Here is an 18647-nt window from a genome sequence, read left to right as displayed (position 1 = left end):
TCCTTCTTCGTCGGTGATCAGAGCTGATTGCCGAGCTTGTACTCGCCCGGCACGGAGCCGGCGATGGAGCTCTCGGTCGGGCGCGTGTACGAGAAGCCGTCGGCGCCGATCGTGACGGCCATCTCGCTCGAGTCGGTGCGGGCGGCAACAGGCTGCGGGTTGCCGTCGAGGTCGAGCACGAGGGATGCCTCGGTGTACCAGGACGGAACGACCGGATTGCCCCACCAGTCGCGACGCTGGTTGTCGTGGACGTCCCACGTGATGACCGGATTGTCCGGGTCGCCCGTGTAGTAGTCCTGCGTGTAGATCTCGACGCGGTGGCCATCGGGGTCTCGCAGGTACAGGTAGAACGCGTTGCTCACTCCGTGGCGTCCGGGGCCCCGCTCGATCGCATCGGAGCGGCGGAGGGCCCCGAGCTTGTCGCAGATCGCGAGGATGTTGTGCTTCTCGTGGGTGGCGAAGCACACGTGGTGCATGCGCGGCCCGTCGCCTCCGGTCATCGCCGTGTCATGCACGCTGGGCTTGCGCCGCATCCACGCGGCATACACGGTGCCCTCGTCGTCCTGGATGTCTTCGGTCACCCGGAAGCCGAGCGTCTGCATGAAGTTGACGGCGCGGGGCACGTCGGGGGTGACCTGGTTGAAGTGGTCGAGCCGCACCAGTTCGCCCGGCGTGTGCAGGTCGTAGCGCCACGACATACGTTCGACGTGGTCCGTCTGGTGGAAGAACTCGTAGGGGAAGCCGAGGGGGTCCTCGACGCGGACGGAATCGCCGATGCCCTTCGTGAACCCGCCGGGTCGCCGTTCGACGCGGCATCCAAGCTCTTCGTAGAACGCCACCGCCAGATCGAGGTCTTCCGGGCCGCGCACCCGGTACGAGAAGGCGGCGACGGCGGCCACCGGACCCTGACGGAGCACCAGGTTGTGGTGGATGAACTCCTCCGTCGACCGGAGATACACGGCCGTGTCGTCCTCCTCGGTCACGTAGAGCCCGAGGATGTCGACGTAGAACGCCCGCGACGCGGCGAGGTCGGTCACGACGAGCTCCATGTAGGCGCAGCGCAGGATGTCCGGCGGCGAGGACAGGGGCGTGGGGACCGGGTCGTCACTGCGGATCGGCGTCTCCTGCGAGACGTAGAACCCGGACGAGGTGAGGGTGCGATCGTGGAGGTGGGTCATGTCAGCGTCCTTGCTACGGGTTCAGGCCTTGCCGAAGGTGGGATTGTGCACTTCGCCGAGGGTGATGTGGACGGCCTGCTGGTCGGTGTAGAAGTCGATGGAGCGATAGCCGCCCTCGTGTCCGAGACCGGAGGCCTTCACCCCCCCGAACGGGGTCCGCAGGTCGCGGACGTTATTGGAGTTGAGCCACACCATGCCCGCCTCGACCGACTGCGCGAAGTTGTGGGCACGCTTCAGGTCGTTCGTCCAGACGTAGGCGGCGAGTCCGTACTTCGTGCTGTTCGCGAGAGCGAGAGCGTCGTCGTCGGTGTCGAAGGGGGTGATCGCGACGACGGGGCCGAAGATCTCCTCCTGGAAGATGCGCGCGTCGGGCGCGACGTCGGCGAACACGGTCGGAGACACGAAGTTGCCGGTGTCGAAGCCGTCGGGGCGACCACCGCCGGCGACGAGGCGCGCCTCGGTCTTGCCGATCTCGACGTAGCTCATCACCTTGTCGTAGTGCTCGGGATGCACGAGGGCACCGACTTCGGTCGCCGGGTCGTGCGGATACCCGACGACGACGCGCTCGGCCTGGGCGGCGTAGCGCTCCACGAATTCGTCGTAGACGTCGCGCTGGACCAGGATGCGGGAGCCCGCGGTGCAGCGCTCTCCGTTGAGTGAGAACACCCCGAAGATCGTGGCGTCGATCGCGGCGTCGAGGTCGGCGTCGGCGAAGACGATGGCGGGTGACTTGCCACCCAGTTCCATCGACAGACCCTTGAGGAACGGCGCGGCGTTGGCAAAGATCAGCTGCCCCGTCGAGCTCTCCCCGGTGAAGGAGATCAGCGGGACGTCGGGATGCTTCACCAGGGCGTCGCCGGCGTCCTCACCGAGACCGTTGACGAGGTTGAAGACGCCGCGGGGGAGGCCTGCTTCCTCGAAGATGCCCGCCCAGAGCGATGCCGACAGGGGGGTGAACTCCGCCGGCTTCAGCACGACGGTGTTGCCCGTCGCGAGTGCCGGGCCGAGCTTCCACGACTCGAGCATGAACGGAGTGTTCCAGGGGGTGATCAGACCCGCCACGCCGATCGGCTTGCGGTTGACGTAGTTGATCTGGCGGCCGGGCACCTTGTAGGTGTCGTCGGCCTGAGCGACGATCAGGTCGGCGAAGAACCGGAAGTTCTCGGCGGCGCGCCGCGCCTGACCGAGCGCCTGTGTGATCGGCAGGCCCGAATCGAACGACTCGAGCTCGGCGAGACGGGCATCGCGCGACTCGACGATGTCGGCGATGCGGTGCAGGATGCGGGACCGCTCACGGGGGAGCATCCGAGGCCATGGGCCGTCGATGAAGGCGCGTCGGGCGGCGGCGACGGCTTTGTCGATGTCGGCCTTCTTGCCGGCGGCCGCCTTCAGATAGGTGCGGTTCGAGACCGGGTCGAGGACATCGAACGTCTCGCCGTCCTCCGAGTCGACGAATTCGCCGTCGATGTAGTGCTGGATGCGTGTCGGCAGGTCGTGGGGCACGCGCCCCGTCGTCGGTGCGGTCGCGGTGTCGGTCATGGTTCTCTCCTGTGGGGTCAGAAAGCCGGGAGCCCGAGCGACTCGTCGGGGTGCTCGTGGATCATGTACGCGTCGAGGGTGGCGGAGCGGTGTCTGCGGGCGACCTTCTCGATCTCGCCGAGGGGCGCACCCGCTTCGATCAGCTGCAGGATGGTCTCGTGCTCGCGCACCGACTCGGCCGCCCGGCCGGGGACGAAGCTGAAGGTGGAATCGCGGAGGTGGCCGAGGCGCGCCCACTCGGCGTCGACGAGCTCGAGCATGCGCGGGTTCGCGCAGGGCGCGAAGAGGATCGAGTGGAACTGCTGGTTCAGTCCGGTGAACGACCGCGGGTCGAAGTGATCGAGGGTGCGGATCATGAGTTCGTTGACCTCGCGTGCACGGCGGACGTCGTCCGCGGTGAGTCGGCGGGCAGCCAGCGCGGTGGCCGCGCCCTCGAGGATGCTGAGCGACTGCATGCTGAAGCGGTACTGGGAATCGTCGATCATCGACACGCGTGCCCCGACGTTGCGCTCGAAGGTGACGAGACCCTCCGCCTCGAGCTGGCGGATCGCCTCGCGCACGGGCACGACGCTCATATCGAGCTCGCCGGCGATGGAGCCGAGGACGAGTCGGTACCCGGGGGTGAACTCCTGCAGGGCGATGCGCTCCTTGACCCACTGGTACGCCTGCTGGGACTTGCTGCGCGTGTCGACGGGGGTCACGTGCGCACCGCCTGCGCGGCGTCGTAGCGCGCTCGCCACTCCGCGTTCATCGGGAACAGGCCGTCGATCGGATGCCCCGCCGCGACCTGCTGCGCGATCCAGGCGTCCTCGTGCTCCTGCGCGAGGGTCGCGTCGGCGACCTCGTCGGCCATGTCCGGCGGGATCACGATGACGCCGTCGCGGTCGCCGACGATGATGTCGCCCGGCTGCACGGTCGTGCCGCCGCATGCGATCGTCACGTCGTGGTCCCACGGGACGTGCTTGCGGCCGAGGACGGCGGGGTGCGCGCCGCCGGAGTACACCGGGATGCCCACGGCGGCGACGGCCTCGGCGTCGCGCACGCCTCCGTCGGTGACGATGCCGGCGGCACCGCACGCGTGGGCGCGGATCGCGAGGATGTCGCCCAGAGTGCCCGAGCCGAGCTCGCCGCGCGCTTCGATCACGATGATCTCGCCCTCGTCGACGGCGTCGAACACGCGCTTCTGCGCGTTGTACCCGCCGCCGTGCGACGTGAAGAGGTCTTCCCTGCCGGGCACGAACCGCAGGGTCTTCGCGGTGCCGATGAGTTTGGCGTCCGGGTGCATCGGCCGGACGCCGTCGATCGTGACGTTGTTCAGTCCGCGTTTGCGCAGCTGCGCCGACAGCCCGGCCACCGGGGTCCGCTCGAGCTTGGCGCGCAGCGCGGGGGAGAGGGCGGGTTCTCCTGTGACCGGGACCGCGGCCCGGGCCGAGCCCCAGGCCTCGGTGCGCTGCAGGTCGTCGACGGCGGGGAGGGAGCCGAGACCGGGGTCGAAGGCTCGGTCGCCCTGCGCGACCGTGGTCAGGAGTCGCCCCGTCGAGGGGCCACCCGGCACGTCGACCTCGACCTCGACGCGGTCGCCGGGAACGACCACGGACGACCCGGCGGGTGTGCCCGTGAGGATCACATCTCCGTACTCGAGAGTGAAGTGCTGCGACAGGTCGGCCACGATCTGTGCGAGCGGGAAGAGGAGCCCGGCGGTCGTGTCGTCCTGCACGAGGGCGCCGTTCACCCACGTACGCAGGCGCAGTGCGGCCGGGTGGATCGTTCGCGCCTCGAGCAGGGCGGGACCGACCGGCGTGTATCCGTCGCCGCCCTTGGAGCGGACGTTCGATCCCTTGTCGTTCGCGCGCAGGTCGTAGAGACCGAAGTCGTTCGCGGCCGTGACCCATCCCACGTGCGACCACGCGTCCTCGACGTTGACGTGGCGCGCCGGGCGCCCGATCACGAGCGCGATCTCGCCCTCGAAGGCGAGCAGCTCGGTGCCCGCGGGGCGTTCGATGACGGCGCCGGATGCTGCGACCGAGCTCGACGGCTTGAAGAAGTACGACGGATCGGCGGGCCGGCGGCCGCGCTGATCGGCGCGCGACGTGTAGCTGAGGTGCACCGCGATGATCTTGCCGGGGCGCATCGGCAGTCCCGAGAAGCGGGCGGCCGCGGCATCCGGTGCCGGTGTCGTCGTGTCGGTCATGAGCTCCCTCGCCCTTGCGTCGTATCTCAGATCGTATATGATCCTCGTTATCGGAGCAACCGTCGACCCGGCTGCACCGTGACAGCGAAGTCCGCAGCAGCGCTGCACCACCGACGAAGGAGTCACCACGATGTCCGCCCCCGCATCCCGTCCGCCCGCACCCTCCGGGTTCACCCCGACCGGCACGATCGCCTCGACCACCGATCGGCGTCGCGTCGTGTTCGCCACCGTCGTCGGCACCACCGTCGAGTGGTACGACTTCTTCATCTACGCCACGGCCGTCGGCCTGGTGTTCGGGCAGCTGTTCTTCGCCCCGCTCGGGGCGAACAGCGCGATCATCGCCTTCGCGACCGTCGGCGTGAGCTTCCTCTTCCGCCCCCTCGGCGCATTCCTGGCCGGCCACTTCGGCGACAAGTACGGCCGCAAGGTCGTGCTGATGTGGACGCTGATCCTGATGGGGTTGGCCACGGCACTCATCGGCTTCCTTCCGACCTACGACGCGATCGGGATCGCCGCGCCGATCCTCCTCGTCGTGCTCCGCATCCTCCAGGGCCTGTCCGCCGGCGGAGAGTGGGGCGGTGCGGTGCTCATGGCCGTCGAGCACGCCCCCAAGTCGCGGCGCGGGGCGTTCGGCGCTTCGCCGCAGATCGGCGTGCCCCTGGGTCTGCTGCTCGCCTCGGGAGTCATGGCCCTCATGGCGATGATCGCCCCCGGCGACGCCTTCGTGCAGTGGGGCTGGCGCGTGCCGTTCCTGCTGTCGGTCGTGCTGATCCTCATCGGGTGGTACGTGCGCCGTCGCGTCGAGGAGAGCCCGGTGTTCGCCGAGCTCGCCGAGCGCAAGGAGAAGGCGCAGATGCCCATCGTGCAGCTGTTCCGCAAGCATGCGCTGCTGGTCCTCATCGCCGCCCTCGTCTTCGCCGGCAACAATGCGGTGGGCTACATGACCACCGGCGGCTACATCCAGGGCTACGCGACCAACCCCGACGGGCCCCTCGCCCTCGAGCGCGGGCCCGTGCTGTGGGCGGTCGCGGGTTCGGCCGTCACCTGGTTGCTGTCGACGTTCTTCGCCGGATGGATCTCGGACCGCATCGGCCGCCGCACGACCTATGTCATCGGGTGGATCCTGCAGCTGGTCGGTGTGTTCACCCTGTTCCCGCTCGTGAACACCGGCGACATCGGGCTGCTGTTCCTCGGGCTCGCGATCCTCACGATCGGCCTCGGCTTCACGTACGGCCCGCAGGCGGCGCTCTACTCCGAGCTCTTCCCGGCGTCGATCCGCTTCTCGGGGGTGTCGATCTCCTACGCGATCGGCGCCATCCTCGGCGGCGCTTTCGCCCCGACCATCGCGACCGCTCTGGTGCAGGCCACGGGGACGACGATGTCGGTCACGTGGTACCTCGCCGGCATGACGGTCATCGGCCTCATCGCCACGCTCCTCCTTCGCGACCGGTCCGGCATCCCGCTCGGCCTCGATCACGAGGCGGAGCAGTCGGTGAGCCCGATCTACGGTCTGTCGAAGGTCTGAGCGCGATGCAGTTCCACCACCACGGCTACGTCTCGGGTGACCCGCGGGTGAGCGCCCCCGCGGGCACCGGGATCGACCGGCCAGCGGATCTGCCCGACGAGATCGACGTGCTCATCGTCGGATCGGGACCGGCGGGAATGCTGCTCGCCGCGCAACTGGCCCAGTTCCCGGACGTCTCGACCCGGCTGATCGAGAAGAGGGACGGGCGGCTCGTGCTCGGGCAGGCCGACGGCATCCAGCCGCGCAGCGTCGAGACGTTCCAGGCGTTCGGCTTCGCCGAGCGCATCGTCGCCGAGGCTTACAACATCGGGTGGATGAACTTCTGGGGGCCCGACCCGGAGAACCCTCGGCGGATCGTCCGGCGCTCGCGCACCGCGGATTACGCGTACGACATCAGCGAGTACCCGCACCTCATCGTGAACCAGGCGCGGGTGCTGGACTACTTCGCCGAGGCGGCGGCGCACGGCCCCGGGCGTATCGTGCCGGACTACGGCGTCGAGTTCGTCGGCCTCACCGTGCGCGACCGCGGGGAGTACCCCGTCGAGGTGCGGCTGCGTCACACCGCCGGCGAGCGCGCGGGGCAGGAGCGGACCGTGCATGCCAGGTACGTCGTCGGCTGCGACGGCGCGCGCAGCGGAGTGCGCGAGGCGATCGGCCGCACACACCTCGGGGGCAGCTCGGCGCACGCCTGGGGAGTGATGGACGTGCTGGTCGACACCGACTTCCCGGACTGGCGCATCAAGTGCGCGATCAATTCGGAGGCGGGCAACATCCTGCACATCCCGCGGGAGGGCGGCTACCTCAGCCGTATGTACATCGACCTCGGCGAAGTGGCGGACGACGACAACCACCAGGTGCGCCAGACTCCGATCGACGAGATCATCCGCCGGGCCAACGAGATCCTGCAGCCGTACACGATCGACGTGAAGAGCGTCGCATGGCACAGCGTCTACGAGGTCGGGCATCGCATCACCGACAAGTTCGACGATGTGCCCGAGGGCCTGGACCGCAGCCCGCGGGTGTTCCTCACCGGCGACGCCTGCCACACCCACAGTGCGAAAGCGGGCCAGGGCATGAACGTGTCGATGCAGGACGGCTTCAACCTGGGTTGGAAGCTCGGGAGCGTGCTCGCCGGCCTGAGCTCGGAGAGTCTGCTCGCGTCGTACAGCGCCGAGCGCCAGCCGGTGGCGCAGCAGCTCATCGACTTCGACAAGGAGTGGTCGTCGCTGATGGCACGGAAGCCCGAGGAGATCTCCGACCCGGAGAGCCTCGCGACCTACTACCTCGCCACGGCCGAATTCCCCTCGGGCTTCATGACGCAGTACGGCCCGTCGGCGATCATCGCGGACGGCGCCCGGCAGGAGCTCGCGTCCGGGTTCCCGCTCGGCAAGCGCTTCAAGTCGTCGCCGGTCTCGCTCGTCGCCGACGGCAACGTCGTGCACCTCGGTCACCACGCGAAGGCCGACGGTCGCTGGCGCATCTATGCGTTCGCCGACGCGGAGGGGCTGAGTGCTTCCTCGGCGCTCGCGACGTGGGCGGCGTGGATGGACTCGGAGGAGTCGCCGGTCGCCCGGTTCACGCCGGCGGGGGCCGATGCCGACGCCGTCTTCGACGTGAAGGTGATCTACCAGCAGGGTTACGAGGCCATTGACGCGACCGCCGTGCCCGCGGTGTTCCGACCGCGCACGGGCGCGCTCGGCCTGCCGGACTGGGAGAAGGTCTTCGCCGCCGGCATCAACCGGTGGAATCCGAGCGACATCTTCGCAGAGCGCGGCCTGTCGCGTGACGGCGTGGTCGTGGTGGTCCGCCCCGACCAGTACGTCGCCCACGTGCTCCCGTTGACCGCGACAGCCGAGCTCGAAGCCTTCTTCGAGGGGATCCTGCTGCCGCAGCGCGCAACCGTCGAAGCCTGACTGCGCGCCGCGATCGCCTCCGGCCGGTCCTCAGGAGTTCACGCGGATGATCTCCTCCTGGTACGGCGCGATCACCGTGCCCGAGATGCGCAGATCCAGCAGCAGGAAGGGGCGGGATGCCGCATCCTGCGTCGTCCATTCGGCGAGGCGGTCGAGGTCGGCGAGCGAGCGCACCACGACACCCTCGGCACCGACCGCTCGGGCGAGACCGGCGAAATCGACCTCGGGGATGCGCATCGGTTCCTCGGCCAGGCCTTTGAGTCCGTAGAGGTTGACCTCGGCGCCGTAGGCGGCATCGTTCCAGACGACCGCCACGCCGCGGCCGCCCGCCACACGGACGGCGCTCTCGAGGTCGGCGAGCGCCATCAGTCCGCCGCCGTCGCCGGTGGTCAGGACGATGGTCGCCTCGGGTTGGGCGGCCGCGGCCCCGGCGACGCTCGGCCAGCCGAGGCCTATGGACTGGAACGCGGTGCCGATCATCATCATGCGATCGGGGGAGGCGACGGGCCAGTACATGTTCGCCCAGCCGATGAAGTGGCCGCCGTCCGAGACGACCACGCGATCGTCGGGCAGCAGCTCACCGATCCGCACTGCGGCCGACCGTGGGTCGAGTCGTCCATCGGGGGCCAGCCCGTCGCCGTGGTCGCGGCGCAGGGCAGACGCGACGTCGACCGACTCGCGCCATCCGCTCGCCGTCGCCCCGCCGGCGCGCAGCTGTTCGACGAGCACACCCGCGATGACCCGCGCGTCTCCGCGCACGTAGCCGCCGACGTGCGGGTGCGTCGCCGTGGGCGCGATGTCGACTTGCACGACCCGCGTACCGGGGGCGAAGAGGTCGCCGAACCGCATCGTGAACTGGTTCAGCGATGCGCCGAACACGACCGCCACATCGGCTTCGCGGATGCGCTCCATCGCGCCGTGAGCGCCGAAACCGCCGGTCACGCCCAGGTCGTAGCGGGGGTCGGGGAACACGCCACGCCCGAGCGCCGTGGTCGCGGTGAGTGCGCCGGTCGCGTCAGCCAGTGCGCCGAGAGCCTCACGTGCGCCGGCCAGCCACGCCCCACGGCCGGCCAGCAGCACCGGCCGTTCGGCGTGGGCGAGGGTGTCGGCGAGGTCCGCCACGGCGCGTTCCGCGAACGATCCCGTCACCGGAAGGGGCCGGGGCAGTCGAGGCGCCGGGGAGGGCAGGACCGGGCCCGCCTCGAGGGCGGCGACGTCGTACGGGATCGCGAGCACGGTGGGCACCCGATAGGTGAGGGCGTGCTCGATGGCGATGACGGTCGTGGCCGCGGCATCCGTCCGTCCCACCGTGTAGGTGCGCGCACCGACGGCTGACGCGAGGGCGATCTGATCGACGTCCCAGGGCCGAGGACCCGACGTGGGCTCATCTCCGACGACCAGCACGAGCGGCACGTGCGCCTGAACGGCTTCGGCGAGGGCGGTGAGCGTGTTGGTGAAGCCTGCGCCGTAGGTCGAGGTCGCCGCGGCCAGGCGGCCCGAGGCGCGGTAGTGCGCGTCGGCGGCCACGACCGTGCCGGCCTCGTGGCGCATCGCGACGTACTCGGCATCGGTCTGGGTTTCGAGGGCGTCGATGAAGTAGGCGTTGCCGTTGCCCATGAGGCCGAACACGTGATGGACGTGCTGGGCGAGGGTGACGGCGACGTGCGCGGAGACGGTGGGCATGACGGAGCCTTTCGAGACGGTGACGGATGCTGATTCCCGTATGTGTCTCGCGCGCCCCGACGTCGAGGGTGGCTGCGTGCCCCTTTTGCGGGCACCGGTGATCTCACGCACCGGACGCGTTCATCCTACGGCGGTGCGTCCCGTCCCGCGCCTCCCGCCCTCTTCGCGTCCGTTCCCGCCGTCGTCGGGTGGGCCCGCGAGGGTCAGAAGTCGAAGAGGGTGGGGGCGGGTCCTGCCGCAGGGGCGGCGGAACGGGCGGGGTTCCGCGAGGTCGGGTCGGCGTCGGCCTCCTCGGCCGTACCGGCCGAGACCCCCCGCCGGTCCGCGGCGCCAGCGGTCACCGCACCCGGGTATCCCGGTCCGCTCTGCACGGGGGTGCCGCGTTGGTAGGCCTCGGCGGCACCGCGGGCGCGCACGTCGGCGGCCCCGTTCAGCGGGTGACCCGCGTGCCCCTTCACCCATTCGAACCGATAGCGCCGGCCGGCGATGGCGGCGTCGAGCGCCTGCATCAGCTCGAGGTTGAGCACCGGCTTGCCGTCGCCCTTCCGCCAGCCGCGCTTCTTCCAACCCGGCATCCACGTGGTGATCGATCTGATGACGTACTGGCTGTCGCAGAGGATCAGCAGGTCGTCGTCGACATGGGCGGTGGCGCGGAACAGCTCCAGCACCGCCGTGAGCTCGCCGATGTTGTTCGTGCCGTGCGCCCAGCCGCCGGCCGCCCACGCGCTGTCGTCGACATACCAGGCCCAGCCTGCAGGTCCGGGGTTGCCGAGGGCGGATCCGTCTGCGGCAGCGGTGATCGTCACGTGTCTCCTGAGGTCGAGGGACTTCCATCCTCGCCGATCCCGGCGGTGCCATCGGCCCGACCGCAGCGTGTACGTCGTGGCCCATCCACATCGTGTCACTCGCCGTCGCGGCGAGCGCGAGGCCGTTCCCACCTCCCCAGAATAGGAGGAGCGAAAACGCTGGATCGTATACGATGCACAGAGCGGATGCTGCGGGCTGCAGCATCCCGTCGTGCGACGAGGGAGTCCCCATGAGTGAGAACCGCGAAACCCCGCTGCTGGCCGACGTGCCCGACGGGCTCTTCATCGACGGCGAGTGGCGCGCGGCCGAGGGCGGCAAGACGCTCAAGGTGTACGACCCCTCGACCGGCGCGGTGATCAAGGAGATCGCGTCGGCCTCGCCGGCCGACGGCATGGCCGCGCTGGCCGCCGCCGATGCGGCGTTCCCCGGATGGGCCGCCACCCCCCTGCGGCAGCGCGCCGAGCTGCTCCGCCGGGCGTTCGACCTCCTGCAGGAGCGCAAGGAGGACTTCGCTCTGCTCATGACCCTCGAGATGGGCAAGCCGCTCGCGGAGGCGCGCGGGGAGGTCGTCTACGGCGGCGAGTTCGTGCGGTGGTTCAGCGAAGAGACGCCCCGCATCCAGGGGCGCTACGGCGCGAACCCCGAGGGCACGGGTCGCATGATCGTGTCGCAGCATCCGGTCGGCCCGTGCTTCCTGATCACCCCCTGGAACTTCCCGCTCGCGATGGCCACCCGCAAGATCGCCCCGGCGCTCGCCGCCGGCTGCACGGTCGTCATCAAGCCCGCCGAGCTGACACCGCTGACCACGCTGTTCTTCGTGAAGCTGCTCGAAGACGCCGGCCTTCCGAAGGGCGTCGTCAATGTCATCACCACATCGACGTCGGGCGCGGTGTCCGAGCCGATCATCCGCGACCCGCGCCTGCGCAAGCTCTCGTTCACCGGCTCGACCCCCGTCGGCGTGAAGCTGCTCGAGCAGGCCGCGGGTGGCGTGCTGCGCACCTCCATGGAACTCGGCGGCAACGCCCCGTTCGTCATCTTCGACGACGCCGACCTCGACAAGGCCGTCGAGGGTGCGATCGCGGCGAAGTTCCGCAACATCGGCCAGGCCTGCACGGCCGCGAACCGGTTCATCGTGCACTCGTCGGTCGCCGATGAGTTCGCCCAGCGCGTCACCGACAGGGTGAAGGCCATGAAGATCGGCCGCGGCACCGAAGAGGGCGTCACGATCGGCCCGCTGATCGATGACCGTGCGGTCGCGAAGGCCGAGCAGCTGGTGGCGGATGCCGTCTCCCGCGGCGCGACCGTGCGCACGGGCGGGCACGCGATCGAGCGTGACGGCACGTTCTACGAGCCCACCGTGGTGTCGGGGGTGCAGGAGGGGAGCGACATCCTCCGCGAGGAGATCTTCGGCCCGGTGCTTGCGATCGTCACCTTCGACGATGAGGACGACGCCGTGCGACTCGCCAACGACACCGAGTACGGACTGGTCTCCTACGTCTACACCGAGAGCCTGGCCCGCGGTCAGCGCATGATCGAGCGTCTCGAGACCGGGATGATGGGCCTGAACGTGGGTGTCGTCTCGAACGCGGCGGCTCCGTTCGGCGGCTGGAAGATGTCGGGCCTCGGGCGCGAAGGCGGCGCCGAGGGCATCCACGAGTACATGCAGACCAAGTACACGCTCACCCCCAACCCGTTCGGGTAGGGCGCACCGGCCGCGTCCGAGCGCGTTCCGCATCCGTCCATCCGTGCCAGGCTGGGCGGATGAAGACCATCCAGTTGCGCAGATACACGCTCGTCGACGGCGAATACGACGCCTTCCTCTTCTGGTGGCAGGGGAGCATGCCCCGGGTGCGGCCCGAGGCGGGCTTCGCGATCGAGTTCGCGTACGGGCTGCGCGAGACGAACGAGTTCGTGTGGGCGGTCAGCGCGCCCGGCGACCAGGACGCATTCCTCGCGCTCGAGGCCACCTACATGGAGTCCGACGCGCGTGCCGCCGTCTTCGCCGGGGTCCCTCAGCGGGTGGCCGAATACAACGTGCGCTTCGTCGACGACTTCGCCTGATCCGCGCCGCTCGCGGTCGGCGGCAGGAGGGGACGGGCGCGTGCCGTGTCGGTACCCCTCGCCATGATGGGTCGCATGGACGTCGCCGTCGCTCGGGCTGAGAGGCTCCGCTCGCACCGCCTCTCCGCCCCTGCGGCGACGCTCGCCGACGTCGGCGCGCACATGCTGGCGGTCCAGGCGCAGGATTTCGCCGGCGCCCGCTGGGCTCTGGCCGTGCGCACCCGGGGCGACCCCACGGTCAGCGACGTCGACGCCGCGTTCGACCGGGGCGAGCTCGTGCGCTCGTGGACGATGCGCGGCACCATCCACGTCATCCCGACCCGGGATCTGTCCTGGGTGCTGGCTCTCACCGGAGAGCGCCAACTGCGGACGGCGGCCGGCGTCCATCGCGCCGAGGGGATCGACGAGGCGGAGATCGCGCGGGCCGAGACCGCGACGATGGCCGCGCTCGCCGGTGGCAACCGCCTCACGCGCGACGAGCTCTTCGCCGTCCTCGAGCAGGCGGGGATCTCGACGCGGGGTCAGCGCGGCTACCACGTCCTGGTCGCACTGTCGGTGCGCGGGGTGGTCTGCCAGGGGCCCGTCGTCGCGCGGAGCGACGGTCCGACGCGCGAGCAGTTCATCGTGCGCACCGACGAATGGGCGACGGATGCCGCGTCCCCGGCCGATCCCCTCGCGGAGATGTTCGTCCGCTACGTCGCGTCGCACGGTCCGGCGGGCCCGCGCGACTTCGCGTGGTGGGCCGGGCTGCCCCTCGGGGTCGCCCGCGCGGCGGCGGAGGCGGCATCCGATCGTCTTCGTATCGTGGACGCCGCGCCACCGGCGGATGGCCTCGACGAGGGGCGGACACCCACCGCCGTCGCGGAGCCCGTCTACCTCGCGGCCGCGCCCGCTGCCCGACGGACCGGACGGGCTCCCCGTGTGCTCGCGCTGCCCGCCTTCGACGAGTACTACCTTCCCTACGCCGACCGGACGGTCCCGTGCGCACGCGAGGCGCTCCCGCGCATCGGGCCGGGCAGGAACGGGATGGTACGGCCGATCCTCGTCGCCGACGGCGAGATCGTCGGGGTCTGGACGCATTCCCGGGCGGTCGGGCGGCTCCGCGACGAGCCGGTGCCCGAGCTCTTCGCGGCCGGCGGCGCCCCGGCGGACGACGTCGCGGCAGCGCTGTCGAGGTACGCCCGCTTCCTCGCTGCGTGATGGGCGTCCGCAGGGCTGAGCATCCCGTGCCACACTGGCCACGTGTCGAGCAGCCGCGCAGACGACCCGCCGCGGGGTCGACGGGCGCCCTGGCTCGTGATCGGGCTGGTCGCGGGCTTCGTCGTTCTCTATGTGGCGGTTGTGCTGCTCTACGTCGTCACGAGTCGTCCCGCCACCGACGGCCTGCCCAGCGAGGTCCCCGACGACGGCATCGGCCTGACACTGCAGCCGCAGTCCGTCTCCGCCGCGGGCAACAGGTTCGGCATGACGATCGATCTGACCTCACCCGGCCCGCTCGACGACGGTGACGGAAGGCTGTCGGAGCCGGTGACCCTGGTGGTGACCGAGAACGACGGCCCCCGCCTGTTCGAGTTCCCCGCCCACACGCTCACCTCGTCGGTGAGCGTCGATCTCGTCACGCACGGCTACGTGGAGCTCTGGCCCTTCGACCGATACTCGGTGGTGACCACGATCGTGGCCGGGTCGGGCACAGGCGACGACATCGAAGCAGTGAACGCCTACCTCGCGGGGCGGGGCGGGGTGCCGGGCTGGTCGATCCAGATCGAGCCCGAGAAGCGGGGCGCGACCGCCACCGTCAACGGCATCGACACCCCCGTCGATTCGCTCGTCATCACCGCATCACGCTCGGGGGCGACCATCGTGTTCGGGATCGTCCTGCTCTCGCTGATGGTCGCGATGGCGGTGCTCGTGCTCGTCGTCACCGTCACGGTGCTGCGAGGTCGGCGGAAGGTCGAGCCCTCGCTGATGAGCTGGACCGCGGCCATGCTGTTCGCGACGATCCCGTTGCGCAACTTCCTGCCCGGGTCTCCGCCGATCGGCTCGTGGATCGACTTCATCGTCGTCCTGTGGGTCATCGCCGGTCTGGTGGCCGGACTGGTCATCTACGTCGTCGCGTGGCTGCGTTGGTCGCCCCGTCTTCGCGCGGGCAGGGGCGACGCGGATGCCGCGGCCATCGTCGCGCCGACCGCGGCGGGTGACGCGGCGAAGGGGGACGCGGCGGCGGCCGACACCTGATGCGCGGCGAGGATCGCTCCGCTCAGGCGTGCCGGTCCAGGAAGGCGTACACCTCGTTGTCGTCCACGCCGGGGAAAGCACCCCGGGGGAGCGGCGAGAACATGTGCATGTGCACGCGCGCGCTCGGCCACGCCTTGCCCGCCCATCGCGATGCGGTCTCCGCCGGGGGTCGACGGCAGCACGCGTCGTCCGGGCAGGTCGACACGTCGCGCTTCTGGGTCTCGCGTCCGCGGAACCACTTCGCGTCGTCGAACGGCACCCCGACGGTGATGGAGAACTCCCCGGCATCCGTCGTCCCGGTCTGGGTCGAGCACCAGAACGTCCCGGCGGGGGTGTCGGTGTACTGGTAGTGCTCGGTCGTGCGATTCTGCTCGGCGAAGGCCGAGCGAGCGAGGAACCGGCGGCACACGATCTGCCCCTCGACGGCGCCGGTGACGTCCATCGGCAGGGGGAGGTCGTCGTTCTCGTAGACGCGGGAGATCGCGCCCGATCCGTCGACCCGCAGGAAGTGCAGCGGAATGCCGAAGTGCTGTGTGAGGAGGTTGCTCATGCGCATGCCGGCCGCCTCGTGGGTGACCCCGAAGGCGTCGCGGAAGTCTTCGACGGCGAGGTCGCGGTCGCGCTTGGCCTGATCGAGGAAAGCGACCGAGGCTGTCTCGGGCATGAGGCAGCAGGCCGCGTAGTAGTTGATCTCCAGACGCTGCTGCAGGAAATCGGCGTAGTCCGTGGGGCGTTCGTGGCCGAGGAGGCGGTGCGCCATGGCCTGCAGCGCCATCGAACGCAGCCCGTGTCCGCCGGGGATGGACGCGGGCGGCAGGTAGATGCGTCCGTTCTCGAGGTCGGTCACCGAGCGGGCCGAGTGCGGCAGATCGCCGGCATAGATCAACTCGAAGCCGAGCTGCCCGGCCATGACGCTCACGGTGCGGTGCGTGAGGGCTCCTGATCCGTGTCCGGCGGCCTTGAGCTGCTTCTCGGCGAGTCGCTCGATCTCGGGCAGGTAGTTGTTGCGCGCGCGCATCCGCAATCGCAATTCCGTGTTCGCGCGACGAGCCTCCTCCGGTGTCGCGATCGTCTCGCGCTCGCGGCGCTGCAGCTCGCGGTGCAGTCCGAGGATCGACTCGATCGTCTCGTCGCTGATGCCCTTCGTGACCTTCACGGGCGCCACGCCGAGCTGCCGGAACACCGTGCCGCTCTGCGCACGGTCGAGCTCGATCTCGAGCGCCGCACGCCGGTTCGGGGGCTCGGACGACAGCAGATCGGTGACGTCGACCCCCGTCGCGGTCGCGATCGCCTGCAGCAGCGACAGCTTGGGCTCGCGCTTGCCGTTCTCGATGAGGCTGAGCTGGCTTCCCGCGACGCCGACGCGCTCGCCGAGCTCGTCCAGCGTGAAGCCGTGGGCCACGCGCTGGTGTCGGATGCGGTGGCCGAGGGTGGTCAGCTCGAGGGGGGTGGGCGCCATTCTTTGATGTTATCGAAAGATTCGCATTTCTTAGCGAGGACATCTTCGATAAGAACAGATGCTGCGCGTCAGAGTGGAGGTGAGCCCCGATCCGAGATCGACCCACGCTGATCGACACGAAGGAAAGACCATGGCATTGGCAGACATCTTCACCCGCCCCGTCACCCGTCCGACGGCCATCGGCGGCGCGGTCGCCGGCCGCTCGTCGCTTCGCGGCTACGGCGCCCGCCCCCAGGTCGCGAGCGGCGCACTCGATGAGCTGTTCGCCTGGGTGGACGAGATCGCGGAGCTGACGCAGCCCGCTCGCATCCATTGGATCGATGGCTCACGCGGCGAGAACGACGCGCTGCTGCACGAGATGGTCGCCGAGGGGAAGCTCATCAAGCTCAACCCCGAGTGGCGCCCGGGTTCCTACCTCGCGCGGTCCCACCCGAGCGATGTCGCTCGCACGGAAGGCCGCACCTTCATCGCCTCGGAGCTCGAGGAAGACGCCGGCCCGACCAACAACTGGGCGCACCCCACCGAGATGCGCGCGAAGATGAACGGGCTGTTCGAAGGCTCGATGCGCGGCCGGACGATGTATGTCGTCCCCTTCTCGATGGGTGCCGTCGGCGGCCCGCTCTCGCACATCGGCGTGCAGGTCACCGACAGCCCCTACGCCGTCACGTCGATCGGCATCATGACGCGCGTCGGCTCGGCCGTGACGCAGGAGATCGCGGCCGGTAAGCCGTGGGTGAAGACGGTCCACACCGTCGGTGCGCCGCTGGCCCCGGGCGAGAAGGACGCCGACTGGCCGTGCAACGACGACAAGTGGATCGTGCACTTCCCCGACACGCTCGAGGTCTACTCCTACGGCTCGGGCTACGGCGGGAATGCGATCCTCGCCAAGAAGTGCTTCGCGCTGCGGATCGCCTCTGTGATCGGCCGCGACGAGGGCTGGCTCGCCGAGCACATGCTGCTCATCCGGGTGGTCAGCCCCGAGGGCAAGGCCTACCACGTGGCCGCAGCCTTCCCGTCGGCATGCGGCAAGACGAACCTCGCGATGCTGCGACCGACGATCCCCGGCTGGCGGGTCGAGACGCTCGGCGACGACATCGCGTGGCTGCGCCCCGGCGACGACGGACGGCTCTGGGCGATCAACCCCGAGGCAGGCTTCTTCGGCGTCGCGCCCGGCACCGGCGAATCCACGAACGTCACCGCGGTCGAGACGCTCTGGGGCAACACGATCTTCACGAACGTCGCTCTCCGTCCCGACGGCGATGTCTGGTGGGAGGGCCTCACCGACGAGGCTCCGCCGCGGCTCGTCGACTGGGAGGGCAACGACTGGACGCCGGACTCCGGTCGCCCGGCCGCCCACCCCAACTCCCGCTTCACCGTCGCCGCCGCGCAGTGCCCGCAGATCGCCTCCGACTGGGACACCCCCGAGGGCGTTCCCCTCGATGTCATCCTGTTCGGCGGTCGCCGAGCGACGAACGTCCCGCTCGTGGTCGAGGCCACCGACTGGGCGCACGGCGTCTTCATGGGCTCGAACATCTCGTCGGAGCGCACCGCGGCCGCCGAGGGCACGGTCGGGGAGCTCCGCCGCGACCCGTTCGCGATGCTTCCCTTCTGCGGCTACAACATGGCCGACTACTTCGGTCACTGGCTCAAGGTCGGCCAGAGCCTGCGCTTCGACCGCGCACCGCGCATCTTCCAGGTCAACTGGTTCCGGAAGGGTGCCGACGGGCGCTTCCTCTGGCCCGGCTTCGGTGACAACTCGCGCGTCATCGACTGGATCATCCGGCGCGTCGAGGGCCGGGTCGGCACGCAGGACAGCCCGATCGGCCGCCTGCCCCTGACCGGAGACCTCAACCTCGACGGCATCGACGTGCCGCAGGCCGACCTCGACGAGCTCTTCTCCGTCGACGCCGGCTCGTGGATGCGCGAAGCCGACCTCACCGAGGAGTTCTACGGCACGTTCGACGGCCGCATCCCTGCGGCCCTCCAGTCCGAGCTCGCCGCTCTGCGCTACCGGCTCAAGGTCGCCCGGGCCTGACGCTGGCGAACGACGGATGCC

The 18647-nt window shown here is 69.9% G+C and carries 14 protein-coding genes; 7 read left to right on the top strand and 7 right to left on the bottom strand.

Features of this window, described 5'->3' with window-relative positions; all coding sequences use genetic code 11:
- Positions 1–17: 17 nt before the first annotated feature.
- Genes hpaD through ACFM35_RS09165 form a run of 4 tightly spaced genes read right to left on the bottom strand, consistent with a single transcriptional unit; the run spans position 18 to position 4908 of the window.
- Positions 18–1178, bottom strand: a complete 1161-nt coding sequence (hpaD, locus tag ACFM35_RS09180) for a 3,4-dihydroxyphenylacetate 2,3-dioxygenase (RefSeq protein ID WP_378841229.1) — start codon at positions 1176–1178, stop codon at positions 18–20.
- Positions 1179–1199: 21 nt separating this feature from the next.
- Positions 1200–2717 carry a 5-carboxymethyl-2-hydroxymuconate semialdehyde dehydrogenase gene (gene hpaE / locus ACFM35_RS09175; RefSeq protein WP_378841227.1) on the bottom strand — a complete coding sequence of 506 codons (1518 nt, stop codon included), beginning with the start codon at positions 2715–2717 and terminating at the stop codon, positions 1200–1202.
- Between the two features lie 17 nt (positions 2718–2734).
- The gene (locus ACFM35_RS09170) at positions 2735–3418 is read right to left on the bottom strand and encodes a GntR family transcriptional regulator (RefSeq protein ID WP_378841225.1); all 684 of its coding nucleotides are present in this window, start codon (positions 3416–3418) and stop codon (positions 2735–2737) included.
- Positions 3415–4908 carry a fumarylacetoacetate hydrolase family protein gene (locus ACFM35_RS09165; RefSeq protein ID WP_378841223.1) on the bottom strand — a complete coding sequence of 498 codons (1494 nt, stop codon included), beginning with the start codon at positions 4906–4908 and terminating at the stop codon, positions 3415–3417. Before ACFM35_RS09165 ends, ACFM35_RS09170 begins: the two co-directional genes overlap by 4 nt.
- A gap of 130 nt (positions 4909–5038) precedes the next feature.
- On the opposite strand from ACFM35_RS09165, the gene ACFM35_RS09160 reads away from it, so the two are divergent.
- A complete protein-coding gene (locus ACFM35_RS09160; RefSeq protein ID WP_378841221.1) occupies positions 5039–6433 on the top strand; it encodes an MFS transporter in 1395 nt (464 codons plus the stop codon).
- A 5-nt stretch (positions 6434–6438) separates the two neighbouring features.
- Entirely contained in the window at positions 6439–8346 is a 1908-nt protein-coding gene (locus ACFM35_RS09155; protein WP_378841219.1) for an FAD-dependent monooxygenase, read from the top strand.
- Positions 8347–8376: 30 nt separating this feature from the next.
- Here the strand turns inward: ACFM35_RS09155 and ACFM35_RS09150 are convergent, their stop codons facing one another.
- Positions 8377–10029 carry a thiamine pyrophosphate-binding protein gene (locus tag ACFM35_RS09150; RefSeq protein WP_378841217.1) on the bottom strand — a complete coding sequence of 551 codons (1653 nt, stop codon included), beginning with the start codon at positions 10027–10029 and terminating at the stop codon, positions 8377–8379.
- A 203-nt stretch (positions 10030–10232) separates the two neighbouring features.
- Positions 10233–10835 (bottom strand): RNase H family protein, encoded by a 603-nt coding sequence (locus ACFM35_RS09145; protein WP_378841214.1) that lies wholly within the window; start codon positions 10833–10835, stop codon positions 10233–10235.
- A 230-nt stretch (positions 10836–11065) separates the two neighbouring features.
- Here ACFM35_RS09145 and ACFM35_RS09140 point away from each other — a divergent pair, with 230 nt between their 5' ends.
- From ACFM35_RS09140 to ACFM35_RS09125, 4 genes are read left to right on the top strand one after another with little or no spacing between them, the layout of a single operon-like run.
- Positions 11066–12538 carry an NAD-dependent succinate-semialdehyde dehydrogenase gene (locus tag ACFM35_RS09140; RefSeq protein WP_378841211.1) on the top strand — a complete coding sequence of 491 codons (1473 nt, stop codon included), beginning with the start codon at positions 11066–11068 and terminating at the stop codon, positions 12536–12538.
- 59 nt (positions 12539–12597) lie between these two features.
- Positions 12598–12897, top strand: coding sequence for a hypothetical protein (locus ACFM35_RS09135; RefSeq protein ID WP_378841208.1), 300 nt, complete (start codon positions 12598–12600; stop codon positions 12895–12897).
- Positions 12898–12942: 45 nt separating this feature from the next.
- On the top strand, positions 12943–14097 hold the full coding sequence (locus ACFM35_RS09130) for a winged helix DNA-binding domain-containing protein (RefSeq protein WP_378841206.1): 1155 nt from the start codon (positions 12943–12945) through the stop codon (positions 14095–14097).
- 42 nt (positions 14098–14139) lie between these two features.
- A complete protein-coding gene (locus ACFM35_RS09125) occupies positions 14140–15132 on the top strand; it encodes a DUF8686 domain-containing protein (RefSeq protein ID WP_378841204.1) in 993 nt (330 codons plus the stop codon).
- Positions 15133–15154: 22 nt separating this feature from the next.
- Here ACFM35_RS09125 and ACFM35_RS09120 read toward each other — a convergent pair whose 3' ends face one another.
- Positions 15155–16591 carry a helix-turn-helix domain-containing protein gene (locus ACFM35_RS09120; RefSeq protein ID WP_378841201.1) on the bottom strand — a complete coding sequence of 479 codons (1437 nt, stop codon included), beginning with the start codon at positions 16589–16591 and terminating at the stop codon, positions 15155–15157.
- 130 nt (positions 16592–16721) lie between these two features.
- Between ACFM35_RS09120 and ACFM35_RS09115 the strand changes: the two genes are divergently transcribed.
- Entirely contained in the window at positions 16722–18626 is a 1905-nt protein-coding gene (locus ACFM35_RS09115; protein ID WP_378841198.1) for a phosphoenolpyruvate carboxykinase (GTP), read from the top strand.
- Positions 18627–18647: the final 21 nt, after the last annotated feature.

The sequence above is a fragment of the Microbacterium songi genome (genome assembly GCF_042747925.1).
Taxonomy (GTDB): Bacteria; Actinomycetota; Actinomycetes; order Actinomycetales; family Microbacteriaceae; genus Microbacterium.
The sequence above is the reverse complement of the archived record's forward strand: the minus strand, read 5'-3'. Positions and strand labels throughout refer to the sequence as shown.

What these genes read in the sequence shown, in the direction of transcription:
- hpaD (WP_378841229.1), bottom strand. Translation starts at nt 1,178, where the DNA reads ATGACCCACCTCCACGATCGCACCCTCACCTCGTCCGGGTTCTACGTC.
- hpaE (WP_378841227.1), bottom strand. Translation starts at nt 2,717, where the DNA reads ATGACCGACACCGCGACCGCACCGACGACGGGGCGCGTGCCCCACGAC.
- ACFM35_RS09165 (WP_378841223.1), bottom strand. Translation starts at nt 4,908, where the DNA reads ATGACCGACACGACGACACCGGCACCGGATGCCGCGGCCGCCCGCTTC.
- ACFM35_RS09160 (WP_378841221.1), top strand. Translation starts at nt 5,039, where the DNA reads ATGTCCGCCCCCGCATCCCGTCCGCCCGCACCCTCCGGGTTCACCCCG.
- ACFM35_RS09155 (WP_378841219.1), top strand. Translation starts at nt 6,439, where the DNA reads ATGCAGTTCCACCACCACGGCTACGTCTCGGGTGACCCGCGGGTGAGC.
- ACFM35_RS09150 (WP_378841217.1), bottom strand. Translation starts at nt 10,029, where the DNA reads ATGCCCACCGTCTCCGCGCACGTCGCCGTCACCCTCGCCCAGCACGTC.
- ACFM35_RS09140 (WP_378841211.1), top strand. Translation starts at nt 11,066, where the DNA reads ATGAGTGAGAACCGCGAAACCCCGCTGCTGGCCGACGTGCCCGACGGG.
- ACFM35_RS09135 (WP_378841208.1), top strand. Translation starts at nt 12,598, where the DNA reads ATGAAGACCATCCAGTTGCGCAGATACACGCTCGTCGACGGCGAATAC.
- ACFM35_RS09120 (WP_378841201.1), bottom strand. Translation starts at nt 16,591, where the DNA reads ATGGCGCCCACCCCCCTCGAGCTGACCACCCTCGGCCACCGCATCCGA.
- ACFM35_RS09115 (WP_378841198.1), top strand. Translation starts at nt 16,722, where the DNA reads ATGGCATTGGCAGACATCTTCACCCGCCCCGTCACCCGTCCGACGGCC.